Source organism: Mycobacterium sp. URHD0025, from assembly GCF_000426065.1.
Lineage (GTDB): Bacteria > Actinomycetota > Actinomycetes > Mycobacteriales > Mycobacteriaceae > Mycobacterium.
In genome coordinates this window covers 205456-223152 of record NZ_AUEQ01000007.1, presented here as the reverse complement: position 1 = coordinate 223152, position 17697 = coordinate 205456, and the positions used below count along the sequence as shown (strand labels likewise).

General features: G+C 67.8%; 18 protein-coding genes and 1 pseudogene. 2 read left to right on the top strand and 17 right to left on the bottom strand.

From position 1 onward, the window contains the following. Window positions 1–11 precede the first annotated feature (11 nt). The 11 genes from H977_RS0108735 to H977_RS0108685 form a co-directional block, all read right to left on the bottom strand. Window positions 12–2699, bottom strand: coding sequence for a fumarate reductase/succinate dehydrogenase flavoprotein subunit (locus H977_RS0108735; protein WP_036475478.1), 2688 nt, complete (start codon window positions 2697–2699; stop codon window positions 12–14). Next, window positions 2696–3445 carry an ABC transporter ATP-binding protein gene (locus H977_RS0108730; protein WP_029107500.1) on the bottom strand — a complete coding sequence of 250 codons (750 nt, stop codon included), beginning with the start codon at window positions 3443–3445 and terminating at the stop codon, window positions 2696–2698. The genes H977_RS0108735 and H977_RS0108730 overlap by 4 nt, the downstream gene beginning before the upstream one ends. Further along, entirely contained in the window at window positions 3442–4302 is an 861-nt protein-coding gene (locus H977_RS0108725) for an ABC transporter permease (RefSeq protein ID WP_029107499.1), read from the bottom strand. The genes H977_RS0108730 and H977_RS0108725 overlap by 4 nt, the downstream gene beginning before the upstream one ends. After that, on the bottom strand, window positions 4299–5696 hold the full coding sequence (locus H977_RS0108720) for an ABC transporter substrate-binding protein (protein ID WP_502691156.1): 1398 nt from the start codon (window positions 5694–5696) through the stop codon (window positions 4299–4301). The genes H977_RS0108725 and H977_RS0108720 overlap by 4 nt, the downstream gene beginning before the upstream one ends. A gap of 42 nt (window positions 5697–5738) precedes the next feature. Beyond that, on the bottom strand, window positions 5739–5966 hold the full coding sequence (locus tag H977_RS0108715; protein WP_029107497.1) for a 4Fe-4S dicluster domain-containing protein: 228 nt from the start codon (window positions 5964–5966) through the stop codon (window positions 5739–5741). Beyond that, on the bottom strand, window positions 5963–6694 hold the full coding sequence (locus H977_RS0108710; RefSeq protein WP_029107496.1) for a UTRA domain-containing protein: 732 nt from the start codon (window positions 6692–6694) through the stop codon (window positions 5963–5965). The genes H977_RS0108715 and H977_RS0108710 overlap by 4 nt, the downstream gene beginning before the upstream one ends. Before the next feature lie 221 nt (window positions 6695–6915). Further along, entirely contained in the window at window positions 6916–7698 is a 783-nt protein-coding gene (locus H977_RS0108705; protein WP_036475474.1) for an ABC transporter permease, read from the bottom strand. Window positions 7699–7700: 2 nt separating this feature from the next. Further along, the gene (locus tag H977_RS0108700; RefSeq protein WP_029107494.1) at window positions 7701–8870 is read right to left on the bottom strand and encodes an ABC transporter substrate-binding protein; all 1170 of its coding nucleotides are present in this window, start codon (window positions 8868–8870) and stop codon (window positions 7701–7703) included. Continuing rightward, complete coding sequence (locus H977_RS0108695; RefSeq protein ID WP_029107493.1) at window positions 8870–9592, bottom strand: ABC transporter ATP-binding protein; 723 nt, start codon at window positions 9590–9592, stop codon at window positions 8870–8872. The genes H977_RS0108700 and H977_RS0108695 overlap by 1 nt, the downstream gene beginning before the upstream one ends. Further along, window positions 9568–10605 carry an acyl-CoA dehydrogenase family protein gene (locus H977_RS0108690; RefSeq protein WP_029107492.1) on the bottom strand — a complete coding sequence of 346 codons (1038 nt, stop codon included), beginning with the start codon at window positions 10603–10605 and terminating at the stop codon, window positions 9568–9570. Before H977_RS0108690 ends, H977_RS0108695 begins: the two co-directional genes overlap by 25 nt. Continuing rightward, window positions 10602–11165 (bottom strand): DUF4242 domain-containing protein, encoded by a 564-nt coding sequence (locus H977_RS0108685; RefSeq protein ID WP_081681662.1) that lies wholly within the window; start codon window positions 11163–11165, stop codon window positions 10602–10604. The genes H977_RS0108690 and H977_RS0108685 overlap by 4 nt, the downstream gene beginning before the upstream one ends. A 64-nt stretch (window positions 11166–11229) precedes the next feature. Here H977_RS0108685 and H977_RS0108680 point away from each other — a divergent pair, with 64 nt between their 5' ends. Beyond that, window positions 11230–11823: a TetR/AcrR family transcriptional regulator gene (locus H977_RS0108680; RefSeq protein ID WP_029107490.1), complete on the top strand. Its 594-nt coding sequence runs from the start codon at window positions 11230–11232 to the stop codon at window positions 11821–11823. A gap of 9 nt (window positions 11824–11832) precedes the next feature. Here H977_RS0108680 and nusB read toward each other — a convergent pair whose 3' ends face one another. From nusB to H977_RS0108665, 3 genes are read right to left on the bottom strand one after another with little or no spacing between them, the layout of a single operon-like run. Then, entirely contained in the window at window positions 11833–12315 is a 483-nt protein-coding gene (nusB, locus tag H977_RS0108675; RefSeq protein ID WP_029107489.1) for a transcription antitermination factor NusB, read from the bottom strand. A 2-nt stretch (window positions 12316–12317) separates the two neighbouring features. Next, the gene (efp, locus tag H977_RS0108670) at window positions 12318–12881 is read right to left on the bottom strand and encodes an elongation factor P (protein WP_029107488.1); all 564 of its coding nucleotides are present in this window, start codon (window positions 12879–12881) and stop codon (window positions 12318–12320) included. Window positions 12882–12905: 24 nt separating this feature from the next. Beyond that, window positions 12906–13991, bottom strand: a complete 1086-nt coding sequence (locus H977_RS0108665) for a M24 family metallopeptidase (RefSeq protein ID WP_029107487.1) — start codon at window positions 13989–13991, stop codon at window positions 12906–12908. A gap of 33 nt (window positions 13992–14024) precedes the next feature. On the opposite strand from H977_RS0108665, the gene H977_RS0108660 reads away from it, so the two are divergent. Then, window positions 14025–14597 (top strand): B-4DMT family transporter, encoded by a 573-nt coding sequence (locus H977_RS0108660; RefSeq protein WP_029107486.1) that lies wholly within the window; start codon window positions 14025–14027, stop codon window positions 14595–14597. A 53-nt stretch (window positions 14598–14650) separates the two neighbouring features. Here H977_RS0108660 and aroB read toward each other — a convergent pair whose 3' ends face one another. From aroB to aroC, 3 genes and pseudogenes are all read right to left on the bottom strand, one after another. Then, entirely contained in the window at window positions 14651–15730 is a 1080-nt protein-coding gene (gene aroB, locus H977_RS0108655) for a 3-dehydroquinate synthase (RefSeq protein WP_029107485.1), read from the bottom strand. A 211-nt stretch (window positions 15731–15941) separates the two neighbouring features. Next, window positions 15942–16448: pseudogene (locus H977_RS0108650) on the bottom strand (shikimate kinase); the annotation flags it as partial. Continuing rightward, the gene (aroC, locus tag H977_RS0108645; protein ID WP_029107483.1) at window positions 16448–17647 is read right to left on the bottom strand and encodes a chorismate synthase; all 1200 of its coding nucleotides are present in this window, start codon (window positions 17645–17647) and stop codon (window positions 16448–16450) included. The pseudogene H977_RS0108650 and the gene aroC, both read right to left, overlap by 1 nt. Between the last annotated feature and the right edge of the window lie 50 nt (window positions 17648–17697).

The following is a 17697-nucleotide window of genomic DNA, read 5'->3' as shown; positions in this document are numbered from 1 at the left end:
GGCGGTGCCGCTCAACCAGCCAGCGCCTGGCGGGCGTAGGCGCGCACATCGGCGTCACCGTCCTCCAGGGCTGCGGTGAGTGCCTGGCGGGCCGTCGACTCGAAATCCGCCCATCGGCTCAGGCTCAGCACCGCGGCCTTGCGGACATCCAGGTGCTGGTCGTCCAGCGCCCGCGCCAGAATCGGAACCCCCACCTCGGGCAGCGCTCCGGCCAACGCCCGCGCCGCGCCCTGACGGATCTGCCAGGCGGACTCGGTGAGCGCCTTCTCGACGCTCACCACGTCCTCGTCGGTGCAGCCGACCGCGCCGAGTGAGGACAGTGCCGCCGCACGCACCAGCGGATCGGGATCGCCGAGCGTCACCCGCACCGCCTCGGCGCCGGCGCGCAGGGTCGCCAGTCCGCCCACCGCGGCGATCCGCACTTCCCGGTTCTCGTCGGTGGTCGCCGCCGCCACCCCGGTGTGGTCATCAACCGACACGAGGGCCCGCACCGCCTCGATCCGCACCCGGTGGTCGCGGTCGGTCGATGCCGCCCGGTACGCCTGGCCATCCCCGACGCGCCGCGAACTCAACAGGTACACCGTGACCGCGCGGACCACCGGATCTGCGGAGTCCAGCCGCTCGACGAAAGCCCCCGGATCGGGCAGGACCTCGACGAGTTCACGTACCGCGTCGGCGGTTTCCCGGCGCACCGCGGCATCGTCGTCGTCCAGCGCGGCCACCAGCGTGGGCTGGTACCCATCGGGCAGATGCTCGACGAGCGTGGCGACCGCGGTGCGCCGCACCCCTGGATCCGAGTCGGCCAGGTATGCGCTCAGGTCCTCCAGTGAAGGCTCCTCCATGGCCAGCACCGCGGCGATCCGCGGTGACGGCGGTTGCGCAGATCCGGCGGAGCGGACCCGGGAACGCTCGGCGGCCGGGGCCCGGCCACCGTGCAGGTGGGGCTGTTCGACGGTGGTCACCGGATCCTGCGAGGTCAGGTGGTCCAGCTCCGGCACTGCGACGAAATACGGTGCCACCGGACGCTTTACGAAGTTCATGGTGCCGTCGGCACCCTTGTAGAGGTTGAGGTGGTAGCGCCACTGCGCGTCGTCGCGCTCGGGCAGGTCGGCCCGCTCGTGGTACAGACCCCAGCGTGATTCGGTGCGGGTCAGCGAGGACCGGGCCGCCATCTCCGCGCAGTCGCGGATGAACGACACCTCCGCGGCGCGCATCAGCTCGTGCGGCGTGCGCGCCCCGATGCCCTCGACCTCGGCCACCATCCGTTCGAACGTCTGGACCGCGATCGACAGCTTGGTGGCGGTCTTCGGCGGTGCCACATAGTCGTTGACGAACCGCCGCAGCTTGAACTCGACCTGCGGTTGCGGCGGGCCGTCCGGGTGCCGCAGTGGCCGGTAGATGAGCTCGTGGGCCTGGGCGATCTGATCAGCCGGCAGGTCCTCGGGCGCGGCAACTTCCGATACCGTCGAGGCCGCGTGCTCACCGGCCAGATCGCCGTAGACGAAGGCACCGATCATGTAGTTGTGCGGTACACATGCCAGGTCCCCGGCCGCGTACAGACCGGGCACTGTGGTGCGGGCGTGTTCGTCCACCCATACGCCCGAGGCGGAATGCCCTGAGCACAAACCGATCTCGGAGATGTGCATCTCGATGTCGTGGGTGCGGTAGTCATGCCCGCGATTGGCGTGGAACGTTCCGCGGGTGGGGCGCTCCGTGGTGTGCAGGATGTTCTCCAGCGTGGTCAGCGTCTCATCGGGCAGATGGCTCACCTTGAGGTAGATCGGTCCGCGGGCCGATTCGATCTCCTCTTTGACCTCGGCCATCATCTGACCCGACCAGTAGTCCGAGTCGACGAATCGCTCCCCCAGCGCGTTGACCTGATAACCGCCGAACGGGTTGGCCACGTAGGCGCATGCCGGGCCGTTGTAGTCCTTGATCAGCGGATTGACCTGGAAGCACTCGATTCCGGAGAGTTCGGCGCCGGCGTGGTAGGCCATGGCATATCCGTCGCCGGCGTTGGTGGGGTTCTCGTAGGTGCCGTACAGATAGCCCGATGCAGGCAGCCCGAGGCGGCCACACGCTCCCGTGGACAGGATCACAGCCTTGGCGGCCACGGTGACGAATTCGCCTGTGCGCGTGTTGAATGCGGCCGCACCCACCGCCCTACCCTCATGGGTGAGCACACGCACCGGCATGAACCGGTTTTCGATCCGGATCTTCTCGCGCATCGAGCGTTGCCGCAGAACCCGATACAGCGCCTTCTTGACGTCCTTGCCCTCGGGCATCGGCAGCACGTAGGAGCCGGATCGGTGCACCCTGCGCACGGCATACTCGCCGTGCTCGTCCTTCTCGAACTTCACTCCGTAGCGCTCGAGCCGCTGCACCATCGCGAATCCGCGGGTCGCGGTCTGGTAGACGGTGCGCTGGTTGACGATTCCGTCGTTGGCCCGGGTGATCTCGGCGACGTAGTCCTCGGGCTCGGCCTTACCGGGAATGACGGCGTTGTTGACACCGTCCATTCCCATCGCCAGTGCGCCGGAATGCCGCACGTGGGCCTTTTCCAGCAGCAGCACCTGGGCACCGTTCTCGGCGGCGGTCAAGGCCGCCATGGTGCCGGCGGTGCCGCCACCGATCACCAGTACGTCGCAGTCGATCCGGACGGCGTCTGAAATATCGGGAATCTCGGTCAGTTCGGTCATGGTTGCTCCAGGGCGGCAATGATCTCGGCGCGCAGCGCGGATCGTTCGGGATGGTCTGTTCGGGGCCGGCTCACCTCGATGAGGGCGCGCAGCGGCTGCCCGGCCCGGCCGAGCACCGCGACGCGGTCGCCGAGAATGAGGGCCTCGTCGACGTCGTGGGTGACGAACACGATGGTTGTCGGATGGGCCTTCCACGTATCGATGAGCAACCGCTGCATGGCGGCGCGGGTCTGCGTGTCCAGGGCGGCGAACGGCTCGTCCATCATGACCGCCCGGGGCGCACCGGCCAGCCCCCGCGCGAGTTGAACCCGCTGCCGCATGCCGCCGGAGAGACTCTTCGGCAGGTAGTCGGCGAATCCGGACAGTCCGACTTCGTCGATCCAGCGGTCGGCCCGCTGCCTACGGCTGTTACGCGGCTCGCCGCGGAGCTGCAGTGCCAGTTCGATATTGGACCGCACCGTGCGCCACGGCAGCAGCGCGCTGTCCTGGAACACCATGCCGCGGTCCCGTGAGGTGGTGGTCACCGGGTCTCCGTCTGCCAGCACCCGGCCCCCGTCCGGCCGCAGCAGTCCGGTCAAGGCACGCAACACCGTGGACTTGCCGCATCCCGACGGGCCGGTGAGCACCAGGATCTCGCCTGGTTCGACAGTGAGGCTCAAATCGTCGATCACCGGAGCGCCCGTGTAGGACAACCGGATTCGGTCGAGCTCCAGTCGCATCCCCGTGCCGGCAAGTGTCGTGGTCATCGAACGCTCTCCCCACCGCGCGGCAGCCAGCGGGTGGCGCGCCGGCCGATCAACTCGACCGCCGCGGCGGTCACGAATCCCAGCACGCCGATCGTGATGATGCCGACGAACACGTCCGGGTAGTTCAGCACCGTGTAGGCCTGCCAGGTGCGGTAGCCCACTCCGAGGCGACCCGAGATCATCTCGGCCGAGATCACACAGATCCAGGCCACCCCCATGCCGACCGAGAGCCCGCCGAACAGGCCGGGCAGGATGCCCGGCAGCACCACCTGGCGCAGCACGTCGAGACGGCCGCCGCCGAGCGTGCGTACCGAGTCCTCCCAGATGGTGGGTAACGCGCGTACCGCATGCCGGACGCTGACCATGATCGGGAAGTAGGCGGCCAGGAACGTGATGAACACGATTCCTGCCTCGTCGCTGGGAAACACCAGGATGGCCACCGGCACCATGGCGATCGCCGGGATCGGCCGGGCCAGTTCGGTGAGTGGTCCGAAGACGTCGGCGATCAACGCGGTGCGCCCCAGCAGGATGCCGGTGACCACGCCGACCGCCGCGGCGATCCCGAAGCCGGTGAGGATACGGATCAGTGACTGGCCGAGGTCCAGCCAGTACTCAGGTGCACTCAGCCGGTTCCCCAGGGCCGCAACGATTTCGGTGACGGTGGGCAGCGTGTCGAACCGCAGCCCGAGCCGAACGTCATTGGCGGTCAGCAGCTGCCAGAGGATGACAGCGCTCACCACCGAGGCCAGGCGCACCAGGCGATGCGGCCACACCGACGGCGCACGGCGGGAACGCCGTGCTTCCGGCACGACCGGAACACCGCTGACCGTCAACGGGGCGGCATCGGTGGTGGTCATACCGCACCAGCCAGGGCTTGCCGGTAGTCCACGATCGCCGCACCGGGATGCGCGGCGGTGTAGCGTTCCGCACCGGCCGGGGTGCCGAACGGTAGGAAGCCTTCAGCACCCGGGCCCGGCAGGCGCACCCACACGGCCTTGTCGGCGAACCATCGGGTACCCAGTTCGGCGTCGCTGACATAGGCGGCGCGCACCTTCTTGCCCTCGCCTTCGGCCTGCCGGATCGCCTTGAGCAGGCACACCGGCGTCGCGGCCGCCGTGGTGGTGTCCGAACCGTCGAGCCACAGTTCGCCTGCGGTGGCGGGATTGTCGACGGCGGTGTGGCACACCGGGTCGGTACCGCTCAACGCCGACGGGTTGGTGTTCGAGCCCAGCGTCTTGTCGTAATCCTGGCCGCGCGCGGAGAACGCCGCCCGCAGCGGCGCGTCCTGCACGAAACCGGTGACGTCGAGGTCGGCGAAGTTGTCGATCGATTTCAGGTACGGCACATCACCTTTGAGCGCGTTCACCAGTGACGGCTTGAGCGTGGTGTCGAAGGACGTGCCCCCGGGTCCGTTGTAGAGGTAGACCACCTCCTGCGGTAGCCCGCTGCCCTCGGCGACGATGCGGGCTGCCTCCAACGGCTTGGTGTTGAGGAAGTCGGTGGCATCGAGTTGGGCCTGCAGGAACGCGTCGAGAACCTCGGGGTGATCGGCCGCATACGCCCGGCGGACCACCACGCCGTGCAAGGTCGGATAGTCGAGTTCGGCGCCGTCGTAGAGCAGCTTGGCCTTGCCCTGGTGCACCAGCAGTCCCGGCCACGCGACGAACTGCGAAAGCGCCTGAACCTGGCCCGATTCCAACGCCGACGCACCGACCTGCGGCTGCTGATTGAGCACCTCCACACCGGTCTTGGCGTCGATACCCGCCTTGCCCAGGGCTTGCACCAGCATGCCGTGGCCGGCCGACCCCACGCTGGCCGACACCTTCTTGCCGGCCAGATCGGTCAGTGTCTTGGCCGGCGAATCCGGGGGCACCACAACCATGTTGAGCGCGCCTTTGGGGTTGTACCCGGTGACCGACACGATCTCGGTCTTGGCGCGCTCGTTGGCCTGTGTCTTGGACCCGTTGATGAGCATCGGATAGTCACCCATCGAGCCGATGTCGATCTTCTCGGCAACCATCTGTGCCGTGATCGGGGCGCCGGTGTCGTAGTCCTGCCACGTGACGTTGTACTTCGTGCCGGTACGGGTGGTGATGTCGGCCAGGCGGTGTTCCAGGTAGCCCTGGGCGCGCAGCAATGTGCCGGCGGTGACGGTGTTGATGGTCTTGGACTGGTAGCCGACGACGACATCGACGGTGTCCGCCGATTTGGTCGCAGAATCGAGAGAGCATCCGGCCGTGGCGAAGGCCAGGCCGGCAGTGAGGGCGATCAGGGCTGATTTCACTTCGGTCCTCTAACGGATGAGGTAGGGCATGTTGACTGTGACGGCACCGGTGGGACAGCGGACCGCACAGGGCCCGCAGTACCAGCACTCGTCGACGTGCATGTAGGCCTTGCCGTTGTCGGGGTTGATGGCCAGCGAATCAAGCGGGCACACATCGACGCACAACGTGCAGCCCTCGATACACAGGGACTCGTCGATGGTCACCGGGACATCGGCTCGTTGATTGACCAGCGTCATGCGTCTCTCCTAATAAGGTTGCCGCGCATGGTGATTCGGTCACCACGCATCCGGATGTACTCGAGGTCCACGGGCCTGCCGTCGTCCAGACTGGTCAGTCGTTCGGCCATCAGCAGCGCCGATCCGGCGGGTAATTGCAGCGTCGCGGCGGTATGCGGGTCGGCCGAAACCGCTTCCAGGGCAAGGCTCGCCCCACCCAGCCGGCGCCCGCTGACCCGCTCGATGAGCGCGAACACGTCGTTGCTCTCCAATGGGTGGGCGATCACCTGTTCACCGATGTCGGGTGTCAGGTACGTCAGGTCCAATGACAGCGGCAGATCGGCGAGATAGCGCAGGCGCTCGATGAACACGACTTGGGCGCCCGGCTCCAGCCCCAGCTTGCGGGCCACTGCCGGCGGGGCTGAGAGGCGCTGCACGGCACGCACTTCATTACGGACGTCGCCGTAGTCCTTGAAGGTCTCCTTCAGGCCCACCAATGCGTCGAGGCCGTGATCGTACTTGCGGGCCGCGACATGGGTGCCCACCTTGGTGCCGCGGTCGATCAGACCCTCGTTCTTGAGCACCGCGAGGGCTTCCCGGACGGTGTTGCGGGAGACGAAGAACTCGGCGGCCAGTTCCGCCTCGGCGGGCAGGGCGTCGGAATACGCCCCCTCGTAGATCTGGTGACGCAGCACATCGGCCACCTGGCGCGCCTGGTCGGCGCGGGCGCGGCGATTCGGTAGCGCTATCGGGGCGGGGTCGGGAGAAGCTGCGGGCTGCGGCACGCACATCACGGTAAGTGCGGGTCGTGCGCCGTCGCGCGGCGGCGAATCCGGCCTCGAAGCACGTTAACTGATTGCGCCGCCCACCGGTGACCCGTACCAGGTCGAACCCGGTACCGGACGGTCATTGCGCCACCTGCGCCCGGCGAAGAATTTACAAATCGCGGTGATCGGAAGTCTGCCGCGCACTAGTGGCGGACCGCCAGGGCACGCCGCGCCGCCAGGTCGAGCAGGTAACCGAGCATCCCGATCACCACGATGACAGCGACCACCTGGTCATAGGCCAACTGGTCGCGGGCGTTGAGCACCTGATAGCCCAAACCGGAGCGAACACCCAGCATCTCGGCCGGCACCAACACGACCCAGCCGATACCGAGGGCGACCCGCATCCCGGTCAGCACATGCCCGCGCACCGCAGGCAACACGACCGCCCTCAGCAGCTCGATGCGGGTGGCATGAAACGAACGCGCCACGTCGAGGTAGCCGGGCTCGATGGTGTGCACACCGGCTGCCGTATTGATCACGACCGGCCATACCGCGGCCGCGGCGATCAGAAAGATCACCGGCTCGTTGCCGATCCCGAACACCGCGACAGCGATCGGCGCCCACGACAACGGTGAGATCATCCGAAGGAACTGGACAACCGGTGCACTCGCCCGTTCTGCCGCGGCGCTCATTCCGATCACTAGCCCCGCCGGTACCCCGATGACCGCCGCGACCAGCAACCCGATCAGCAGCCGCCAGAGGCTGATGCCGGTGTCAGACAGCAATACTCCTCGGCTGAGCAGATCCGCGAGGGCAGGAAGCACCCGCTGCGGTGCAGCCTGACGCAGCAACGATCCGGGGGCGCTGATCACCGCGGTGACCAGCCACCAGACCACAACAGCGACCGTGACCGCGCACAGCGGTGGCAGCACCCGTGACCACCCGGTCGATCGGGCCGCCGGTTCCAGAGATCCGACTTGGGTCATGGTCACAGTGGTTCCACCTGTTCGGTTCTGGTGAGGTCGACGGTCAGGCCGAAAGCTCCTGGACCACCTTGTGCAGCAAGGGATCTGCGGACGAATACGTCGTCGACGAGATCTGCGTGTACCTGGTCGCCGTCGATGCGGTCGAGAAAGCGCCGGTCACCGTCGACGACGGTCCCGTCCATGGCGTCGACGAGTCGGCGGGTGAAGCTCGGGAACGGGAACGGCTGGAAGCCGAGCCGCTGGGGCCGCCAGTCGGGATGCATCAGACGCCCGGGCGGCTCCGGATAGGTCAGCGCCAACCGAACCGCAGGCACCGGTTGTGGCAGGTAACGCCCACCGGCCAGATCGGCCGCCGCGGCGGCCCGGTTCGCATCGATCCAACGCTGCGCGGCCACGACGCCGTCGGTGAGCGCCTGCACGGCCTCCGGGTGCCGCGCGATGACGTCCTCGCGCGTGACCAGGACACAGCACGCGTGATCACGCCAGACGTCTCCGAGAAAGGTGTGGATCCGTCCGATCTTCTTGATCTGCGCCATGGCGTTGAAGGGATCGGCGACCACATATCCGGCGATTGATCGGTCAGCCAGCGCGGGCACCATGTCGGACGGGCTCATCACGATCAGCTCCACGGTGCGGTTGGCGCGGGATGCGCTGCGCCGCACCACGGGCCGCAACCCGTGTGCCCGCAACAACTGCTGAAGCACGATGTTGTGGATCGACCACCAGAACGGGATTGCCACCTGCGATCCGGCCAGGTCCGACAACTCAGCGATGTGCGGCGCCACAGTGAGCGACGATCCGTTGGTGTGATTCCAGCCCAGTACGCGCACCCCGCCGCCCAGGGTGTACCGCAATTGGACGGCCATCGGCATCAGCAGGTGGACGACATCGACATGGCCGGTGACGAACGCCTCGGCCAATGCGGCCCAGCTACGGAACAACACCGGCTTCCCGGGACTCACCGCGCCCGGCCGGTACAGACCCGCGCGGTGCGCCACGAGCAGCGGGGCAGCATCGGTGATCGGCAGGTAGCCGACCCGCAGACCCGCGTTGGCCCGGGCAGGTTCCCGAAGGGCGGCGTGGGCGAGGTCCGCCACCCCGAAGGCACCACCGGCCGCCGCCAGCCCGACGGCACCGTGAAAAAGTTGGCGCCGCGACAGCACCGTGCTCATCAGGACGCCTCGGTGGAGATCCGGTAATGATCGAGCACATCTCGGCGCAGCGTGTCAGCGTCGGCACGGTAGCCATCCGCTTGCCATTGCCGCCGGATGATCCCGTCGTCTCCCAGCAGCATCACCCGATGTGCGAGCAGCAGCGCCTCGTCGACATCGTGGGTTACCAGCACCACGGTGATGTCCAGTTCAGCCGCCAGTCCGGCCAGCCAGTGCTGCAGATCAGCGCGCGTGGCCGGATCGAGGGCGCTGAAGGGCTCGTCGAGTAACAGCAGCCGCGGCCGCGTCGCGACGGCCCGCAGGATGGCGACCCTTTGCGACTGCCCACCGGAGAGCTGGTCGGGATAACGGCCGGCGAGGCGCTCAAGCCCGAAGCGCACCATCAGCTCTCGCGCGTAGCCGACATCGAAACTGTCCCGGTGGGCGGCGAAGCGCTTGGCGTACGCCACGTTGGCGTCCACCGTGAGCCACGGCATCAACAGCGGTTGCTGGAACACCACGCCGGTCTGGGGCCGGGTGCCGTCGCCGGTCCAGCTGATCGTCCCACCATCGAGCTCCTCGAGGCCCGCCAGCACCCGCAACAATGTCGATTTGCCGCTTCCGCTACGGCCGAGAACCGCGAGAAACTCGCCTTCACTGATGATCAGGTCGATTCCCGCCAGCACAGCAGTCGACCCAAAGGTCTTGACGCCAGCCGCTATTCGTACCGCGTCAGTTCCCACCGCAATTGTCCTTCCGATGGAGATTGGATCGGCAGGAACGCCGCTTCACGCAACCGCCGGTTGGCGGCGCTGCTCACCGCATACCCGGCACCACCAGCCATGGCCGACTCGAGCCGAGTGGCGTCGACCGCCAGCACAGCGGTGTTCAATCGCAGCCGGATCAGCTCCGCGGCACCGGCGCTCGCCGGTGCGGCAGCCAATCTGTAGAGGGTTCGCCGCATCTGGTTCGCTCGGTCTGTCAGATCGCTGAGCTCGGACTCGAACTGCGCACCCAACCCGCCTCGCGCGTCGGCGGCACCGGTGAGTGCCGCGCGGGCGATACCTGCGCAGAACGCCGTCTGTAACAGCAGGAACGCCGGGCGGATACGCGCCACGAACCCCGACAGATCGGTACTGATGACGCGGCGCACCGCGACGCGATCGAGCCGCAGTGACGACGACGCTGTCGCACCCAATGCCATCAGTTCCGGCGGCGGGTCGATGGTCACGCCCTCCGAATCGGCGTCGACGACCGCGACCAGGGTGTCACCGTCGGCCTTCCGGGCAGGTACCACGATCAGTGCGCCGTCGAACAGGTTGGAGGCCCAGTGGATCGGTCCGCTCAACGCCACCCCGCCGGAGTGCGGCGTGGCGACGACCGGAAGGGCCGCCAGGCCGGCAACGTGTTTGAGGGCTGCGGCCATGGCCGTCACCCCGACACGTTCGCCACGTGACACCGCGGTGAAGGCTTCGTCGTCGCCGCGTTCGGCGTGATGCAGGTAGTGCAGCACCATTCGATGCGCCCACGCCGAAAAGCCCACTGCCAGGCTGTGTGTGGAGATCGCATCGATGATGTACACCATGTCGGTGAGGTCATCGCCGAACCCCGGTTCGAACAAGCCGGCCCGACCGAGTGCCGCGATCTCGGCTCGGACGTCGGCGTGTCCGGCATCGAGCGCGGACGCCCGCTCGGCGATGGATCGACCCACCTCGCCGAGGGCGGCGCGGATGTCCGCGGCCACCGGTGCCGTCATGGCTGAAAACTCTCCAACCCGTGCAACCGGTCGATGGGGGTGCTGACGGCTTGCCTGGCCCGTCGCACGGACGCCTCGTCGGCCGCGTCGTAGAGACACAGGCACTTGTCCATGTCTTCGCGCACATAGGTTCGCAGGAAGCTGACTTCAGGGACATCGGCGTACTTGGGCGCGTTGGCCTTCTTGCGCGCCAGGTAAGACTCCATGTCGAGCTCGGCGGGCAGATCCCATTCCACCAGGTATCCGGCTGAGGGCCGCGCGGCCTTGACTTCGGCGAGGTCCGCGCCGACGAGGCGCACGGCATCGGGGCCGGTGACCTCACCGTGGGCGAACTCGGCCGGCTCGAAAACCGCCGGGGTACCCGCGGCAAACTCGGCAATGACGAACAGCCGTTGACCGCCCCGGGTCACCTGGGCTTCGACCAGCTCGCCACCGGCGCGGTGGATGCCGGCGTCGACGTCTTTGAGGAGCTGCTCGACCGGCGCGGGTTCCGTTGCGCTCACGGCAATCTCATAGAGGTACAGCTTCGGTTCGGTACTCAGATCAGATGATGTCGCCACGTCAGCGACAGTGGCATAGACAGACAGGTCTGTCTATTGGTTCGCCGTCGGTTACGCTGCGCCCATGAGTTCCACCACTCGCCCGCCCGCCAAGGTGGCGGCTGATTCCGCGAGCCCTTCAGGACCCGCGCAGCGATTGCTCCGCACCGCGTCCAATCTCTTTGCAACACAAGGAATCCGATCGGTAGGCATCGATCAGATCCTGCGCGAGGCGGGCGTCGCGAAAGCCAGCATGTACAGCTCGTACGGCTCCAAAGAGGCGTTGGTGCTGGCCTACCTGAACGATTTGGATCACCGTGATCGCAAGCGATGGGCAGACGCCGTTACGGGCCTGGACGACGACATCGCCAAGGTGCTGATGTTCTTCGACCTGGCGATCGGCGCCGCCCGCACCCGTGACTTCCGGGGCTGTCTGTATGTCAATGCGGCCACGGAGTTCCCCGGTGCCGAGCTGGAACCCATCCGCGCCCACAGAGATTGGCTGCGCACCACCGTGGTCGAGCTGTTGACGGCCGCAGGGGTGGCAGACCCCGCCGCACGAGCCGATGAGATCCAGCTGCTGTACGACGGAGCGCTGGTGAGCAGCAAACTTCAGCGCTCGGTCGCGCCGATCGAACTCGCGCGCCGGCTGGCCCGAGCGCGCGTCGTCCCAGACTGACCGCGCAGGCTACGACTCGGCTGTACCGGCTCCCCGGACGGCCTGCGAGGCGGCCCGGATCTGCGGGGTCACCAACATCACCTGGCCCAGCACGCCGTTGACGAATCCCGGCGAGTCATCCGTGGACAGCTCCTTGGCCAGCTCGACGGCTTCGTCCACGGCGACGGGCTCGGGAACGTCCTCGGCGTGCAGCAGTTCCCACACCGCCACCCGCAGGATGGCCCGGTCGACGGCGGGCAGCCGTTCCAGCGTCCATCCCTGCAGGTGCGCGGAGATGAGGTCGTCGATGTGCGCGGCGTGTTCGGTCACCCCGCGGGCCACCGACACGGTGTACGGGTTCAATGGGCTGACATCGTCCTGGTCTTCGGCCAGCGCGGCGCGGCCATCGGCCACCGCCTCGGCCGTCAGACCGCGCGCCTCGGCCTCGAACAACAGGTCGACGGCGCGCTTGCGGGCCTGGTGACGGCCCCGGTCACCACGGCGGTCAGGCATGGTCAGCCATTCACGCGGCCGAGGTAGCTACCGTCGCGCGTGTCGACCTTGAGCTTGTCGCCGGTGTTGATGAACAGCGGAACCTGGATCTCGGCGCCGGTCTCCATGGTGGCGGGCTTGGTGCCGGCGCTGGAGCGGTCACCCTGCAGGCCCGGCTCGGTGTGGGAAACCTCGAGCTCGACGGACACCGGCAGCTCCAGATACAGCGGAACACCGTCGTGGAAGGCGATCTGCACCGGCAGACTCTCCAGCAGGAAGTCGGCCAACCGGCCGACGAGCGCCTCGGACAACGGATGCTGGTTGAAGTCTTCGGAGTCCATGAAGACGAAGTCGCTGCCGTCGCGGTACAGGTAGGTGGCGTCGCGCCGGTCCACGGTGGCGGTCTCCACCTTCACACCGGCGTTGTAGGTCTTGTCGACGACCTTGCCGGACACCACGTTCTTGAGCTTCGTCCGCACGAAGGCCGGACCCTTACCCGGCTTGACGTGCTGGAACTCGACGATCTGCCACAGCTGTCCGTCGATCTGCAGGACGAGCCCGTTCTTGAAGTCGGCAGTCGATGCCATGAGGGTGCAGCTCCTAAGCTTTTGTCACAAAATGGCCAGTTCCTTGGGGAACCGGGTAAGCAGGTCGGGTGCCGCCTCGCCGACGACCAGGGTGTCCTCGATGCGGACACCGCCGCGATCGGGCAAGTAGACACCTGGCTCAACGGTGACCGCAGAGCCAGCAAGCAGTGTACCGGCGGCGGCGGCATTGATTCCCGGCGCTTCGTGGATCTGCAATCCGACGCCGTGCCCGAGGCCGTGACCGAAGTTGTCGCCGTAGCCGGCATCGGCGATGACCTGGCGTGATGCGGTGTCCACCGCACTGAGCGAAACGCCGGGCGCCAGCGCTTCGCGTCCCGCCTGCTGTGCGGTGGCCACAAGGTCATAGATGTCGTGCTGCCACTGGGCCGCGGGGCCGAGGACGAACGTGCGCGTCATGTCCGAGTGGTATCCCTCCACCAGGGCACCGAAGTCGATCTTCACGAAGTCACCTTGCGCCAGCACCGCATCCGTGGGCCGATGGTGCGGGATGGCCGAGTTGGCGCCCGTCGCCACGATCGTCTCGAATGACGGCCCGTCGGCTCCGTGGGCGAGCATCAGCGCTTCCAACTCGTTGCGCACTTCCCGCTCGGTACGGCCGGGCCGCAGGCCACCCCGCTCGACCAGATCGGTGAGTGCCGCGTCGGCGGCCTCGCAGGCCAACCGCAGCATCGCGATCTCTCCGGCGTCCTTCACTTCGCGCAGGGCCTCCACGGTGCCCGCCGCGCGCACCCACTCCACGCTGTCGCCGGCCGCCTTTTGCAGTGCGGTGTAGGCGTCCACGGTCACCACATGGCTCTCGAAGCCCAGCCGCAGCGCCCCGCAGCGCGCGGCGCGGCCGGCCAGGTGTGAGCCGCAGGCCCGCTCGATGACCACCTCGGCGTCCGGGGACTGCTGTGCGGCCTGAGTGCGGTAACGCCCGTCGGTGGCCAGCACCGGTGTGGCGTCCTCGGCGAGAACCAGCAGCGCGGCGTTGGAACCCGTGAATCCGGACAGATAACGCACGTTGACCAGGTCAGTTACCAACAATGCGTCCAGACCGGAGTCGGCCATTCGACGCCGCAGCCGATCCCTGCGCTGGGAAATAGTCACGGTCTGTGACGCTACTCGCTACAGTGTGCCCCCATGAGCAAGTGGTTACTGCGCGGAGTGGTGTTCGCAACAGCGATGGTGATAGTTCGCCTACTACAGGGAGCACTGATCAACGCCTCGCCGGGTAACGCCACCTGGTTCAGCCTCGGCCTGGTCACGTTGTTCGGGATCGGGGTCTTGATCTGGGGTCTGGTCGACGGCCAGAACGACGCCCGCGCCAACCCGGATCCGGACCGGCGTGCCGATATGGCGATGATCTGGCTGATCGCCGGCCTGTTCGCCGGTGTCGTCAGCGGCGCCGTGGCGTGGTTCATCGGGTTGTTCTACAAGAGCCTCTACACCGACGCCCTGCTCAACGAGATCACCACGTTCGCGGCGTTCACCGCGCTGCTGGTGTTCCTGCTCGGGGTCGGGGGCGTGACCGTGGGCCGCTGGCTGGTGGACCGCAAGGCCCCGCCGATGCCCCGCCAACGCCACCATGGCCTGGCCGCCGACGAGCGTGCCGACACCGACGTGTTCGCCGCTGTCACCGCCAACGGCGCCTCAGAGAACACCGACGCCGAAACCACCACCCCGGTCGACTACCCCGACCAACCCAAGCAGTAGCGACGCCCGCCCGCGAGGGCGGAGCAGAATTCAGGCGCGAGTGGCGCGGGCGGTCAGGCCCGCGCCACTTCTGCGTATGCGGCCGCCAACAGGGACGGATCCGGGCCTTCCAGCCGGCCCGGCTTGGCCAGTCCATCGAGCACGACGAACCGCAACACCCCCGAGCGGTTCTTCTTGTCGCCCGCCATGTAGTCCATGAGTTGCGGCAGTGCGTCGCCGTCATAGGTGACCGGCAGCCCGAGCGCCGTCAGCACGCTGCGGTGCCGGTCGGCGGTCTCGTCGTCCAGGCGCCCGGCCAGCCGGCCCAACTCGGCCGCGAACACCAATCCCACCGACACCGCGGCGCCGTGGCGCCACTTGTAGCGCTCGCGGCGCTCGATGGCGTGCGCCAGCGTGTGCCCGTAGTTGAGGATCTCGCGCAACTGCGATTCGCGTTCGTCGGCAGCAACCACCTCAGCCTTGACCGCGATCGCGCGGCGGATGAGTTCGGGCAAGACCGTGCCGGTGGGATCCAGCGCCGCCTCCGGATCGGCCTCGATCAGGTCGAGGATCACCGGATCGGCGATGAAGCCGGCTTTCACGATCTCGGCCATCCCGGCGACAATCTCGTTGCGCGGCAATGTCTCCAGAGTGGCGAGGTCCACCAGCACCGCGGCCGGCTGATGGAAGGCACCGACGAGGTTCTTGCCGGCGTCGGTGTTGATCCCGGTCTTGCCGCCCACCGCGGCATCGACCATGCCGAGCAGGGTGGTGGGCACGTGCACGATGTCGACGCCTCGCAGCCAGGTGGCCGCAGCAAAGCCCGCGACGTCGGTGGCCGCTCCCCCGCCCAGGCTGACCACAGCATCCTTGCGGCCAATGCCGATGCGCCCCAGCACTTCCCAGATGAAGCCGACGACGGGCAGCTCCTTGCCGGCCTCGGCATCGGGAATCTCGATGCGGTGGGCTTCGATTCCCTTGTCCGCCAGGTGTTTCCGCACAACTTCGGCGGTCTGTGTCAGCACCGGCTGGTGCAGTATCGCCACCTTGTGCCGGCCCTCGAGGGTGTTCCCCAGTTCGCCGAGCAGGCCGGTTCCGATGATGACCGGATACGGCCGGTCCACCAGCACCTCGACGATTACCGGGTCAGTCATCATTACGCTCCGCGTGACGAGCGGCCAGGGCCGCGGGGGTGGGTATGGCGGTGGATCGGGTATCGGAGGTGGTCGTGGCGGCTTCACCGGCTTTGGCCTCCGAGCCCGAGGAGGCTCCGGATGCCGGACCGCGCCGCCACGGCGGGCGACGTCGGCGCCGCTTGCCCGCCCTCGGCTGTTGAGTCTGCTTCTGGGGCTGTTTCTGGACCTGAGGATTGTCCAGCCGCGTGACGATCGTGCGCACCACCGCGCCGGGGTTGCGCCGGTTGGTGTTGATCCGCATGGTCGCGACCCGACGGTAGAGCGGCACCCGCTCGGACATCAGGGCACGGAATTTCTCGGCCCGGTCCGGCCCGGCCAGCAGCGGCCGGACGGTGGAACCGCCGGTGCGGCGGATCCCCTCGGCCGCACTGATCTCCAGGTAGACGATGGTGTGCCCGGCCAGCGCGGCCCGCACGCCGGGGGTGGTGACCGCGCCGCCACCCAGGGACAGCACGCCGTCGTGGGTGGCCAGCGCCGAGCGGATGACCTCTTCCTCGATCCGGCGGAACTCCGCCTCGCCGTCAGTGGCGAAGATGTCGGCAATGGTGCGGCCGGTGGTCTCCTCGATCGCGGTGTCGGTGTCGAGCATCGTGAGGTTCAGCGCCTTCGCCAACCGGCGGCCGATGGTCGACTTGCCCGAGCCCGGCAGGCCGACCAGTACCGCCTTGGGGGCCATCAGCCCAGGGCCTGCGCCGCCGGCTCGCGCTCGGAGACGGCCCGCAGGTAGGCGTCGATGTTGGCGCGGGTCTCGCCCAGTGAGTCCCCGCCGAACTTCTCCAGCACAGCGCGGGCCACGACGAGCGCGACCATGGTCTCCACCACGACACCCGCGGCCGGTACCGCACACACGTCGGACCGCTGGTGAATCGCGACGGCTTCTTCCCCGGTCGCCATGTCGACGGTGGCCAGCGCGCGCGGGACGGTAGAGATCGGCTTCATCGCGGCCCGGACGCGCAGCGCCTGGCCGTTGGTCATGCCACCTTCCAGGCCACCGGCCCGGTTCGTCGAGCGCAGGACTCCGTCGGGGCCGGGGTACATCTCGTCGTGCGCGACACTGCCGCGGCGGCGCGCGGTCTCGAAGCCGTCACCGATCTCCACACCCTTGATCGCCTGGATGCCCATCACCGCGGCGGCCAGCTGGCTGTCGAGGCGGTTGTCGCCACTGGTGAACGAGCCCAAACCGATGGGCAGCCCGTCGACCACGACCTCGACGACACCGCCCAGAGTGTCGCCGTCCTTCTTGGCGTCCTCGATCTCGGCGATCATCAACGCCTCGGCGTCCTTGTCGTAGGCCCGGACTGGGCTGTCGTCGATCGCCTCCAGGTCGGAGAACCGCGGCGGCGGGCCGTCATAGGGCTTGGATGCGCCGATGGAGATGACGTGTGAGACCACCTCGACACCGAGGGCGGCGCGCAGGAAGGCCCGGGCCACGGTGCCTGCCGCCACCCGTGCGGCGGTCTCGCGAGCGCTGGCGCGCTCGAGCACCGGGCGGGCGTCGTCGAAACCGTACTTGAGCATGCCCGCATAGTCGGCGTGGCCAGGGCGGGGACGGGTCAGCGGTGCGTTGCGGGCAACGTCGAGTTCGGCGGGATCCACCGGGTCCGGAGACATCACGGTCTCCCACTTGGGCCATTCGGTATTGCCGATCTCGATCGCGATCGGCCCACCCAGGGTGGCACCGTGGCGGACCCCGGCCAGCACGGTGACCTGGTCCTGTTCGAACTTCATCCGGGCACCGCGGCCGTAGCCGAGGCGACGACGCTTGAGCTGTGCCCCGATCTCCTCGGAGGTGATGGGCACGCCGGCAACCATCCCTTCGAGCATGGCGACCAGGGCGCGGCCGTGAGATTCACCTGCTGTGGTCCAACGCAACACGAGTGTCATTCTCCCACGTCGGGCTTGGCCTCCCGAAATCCGTGGTCAAA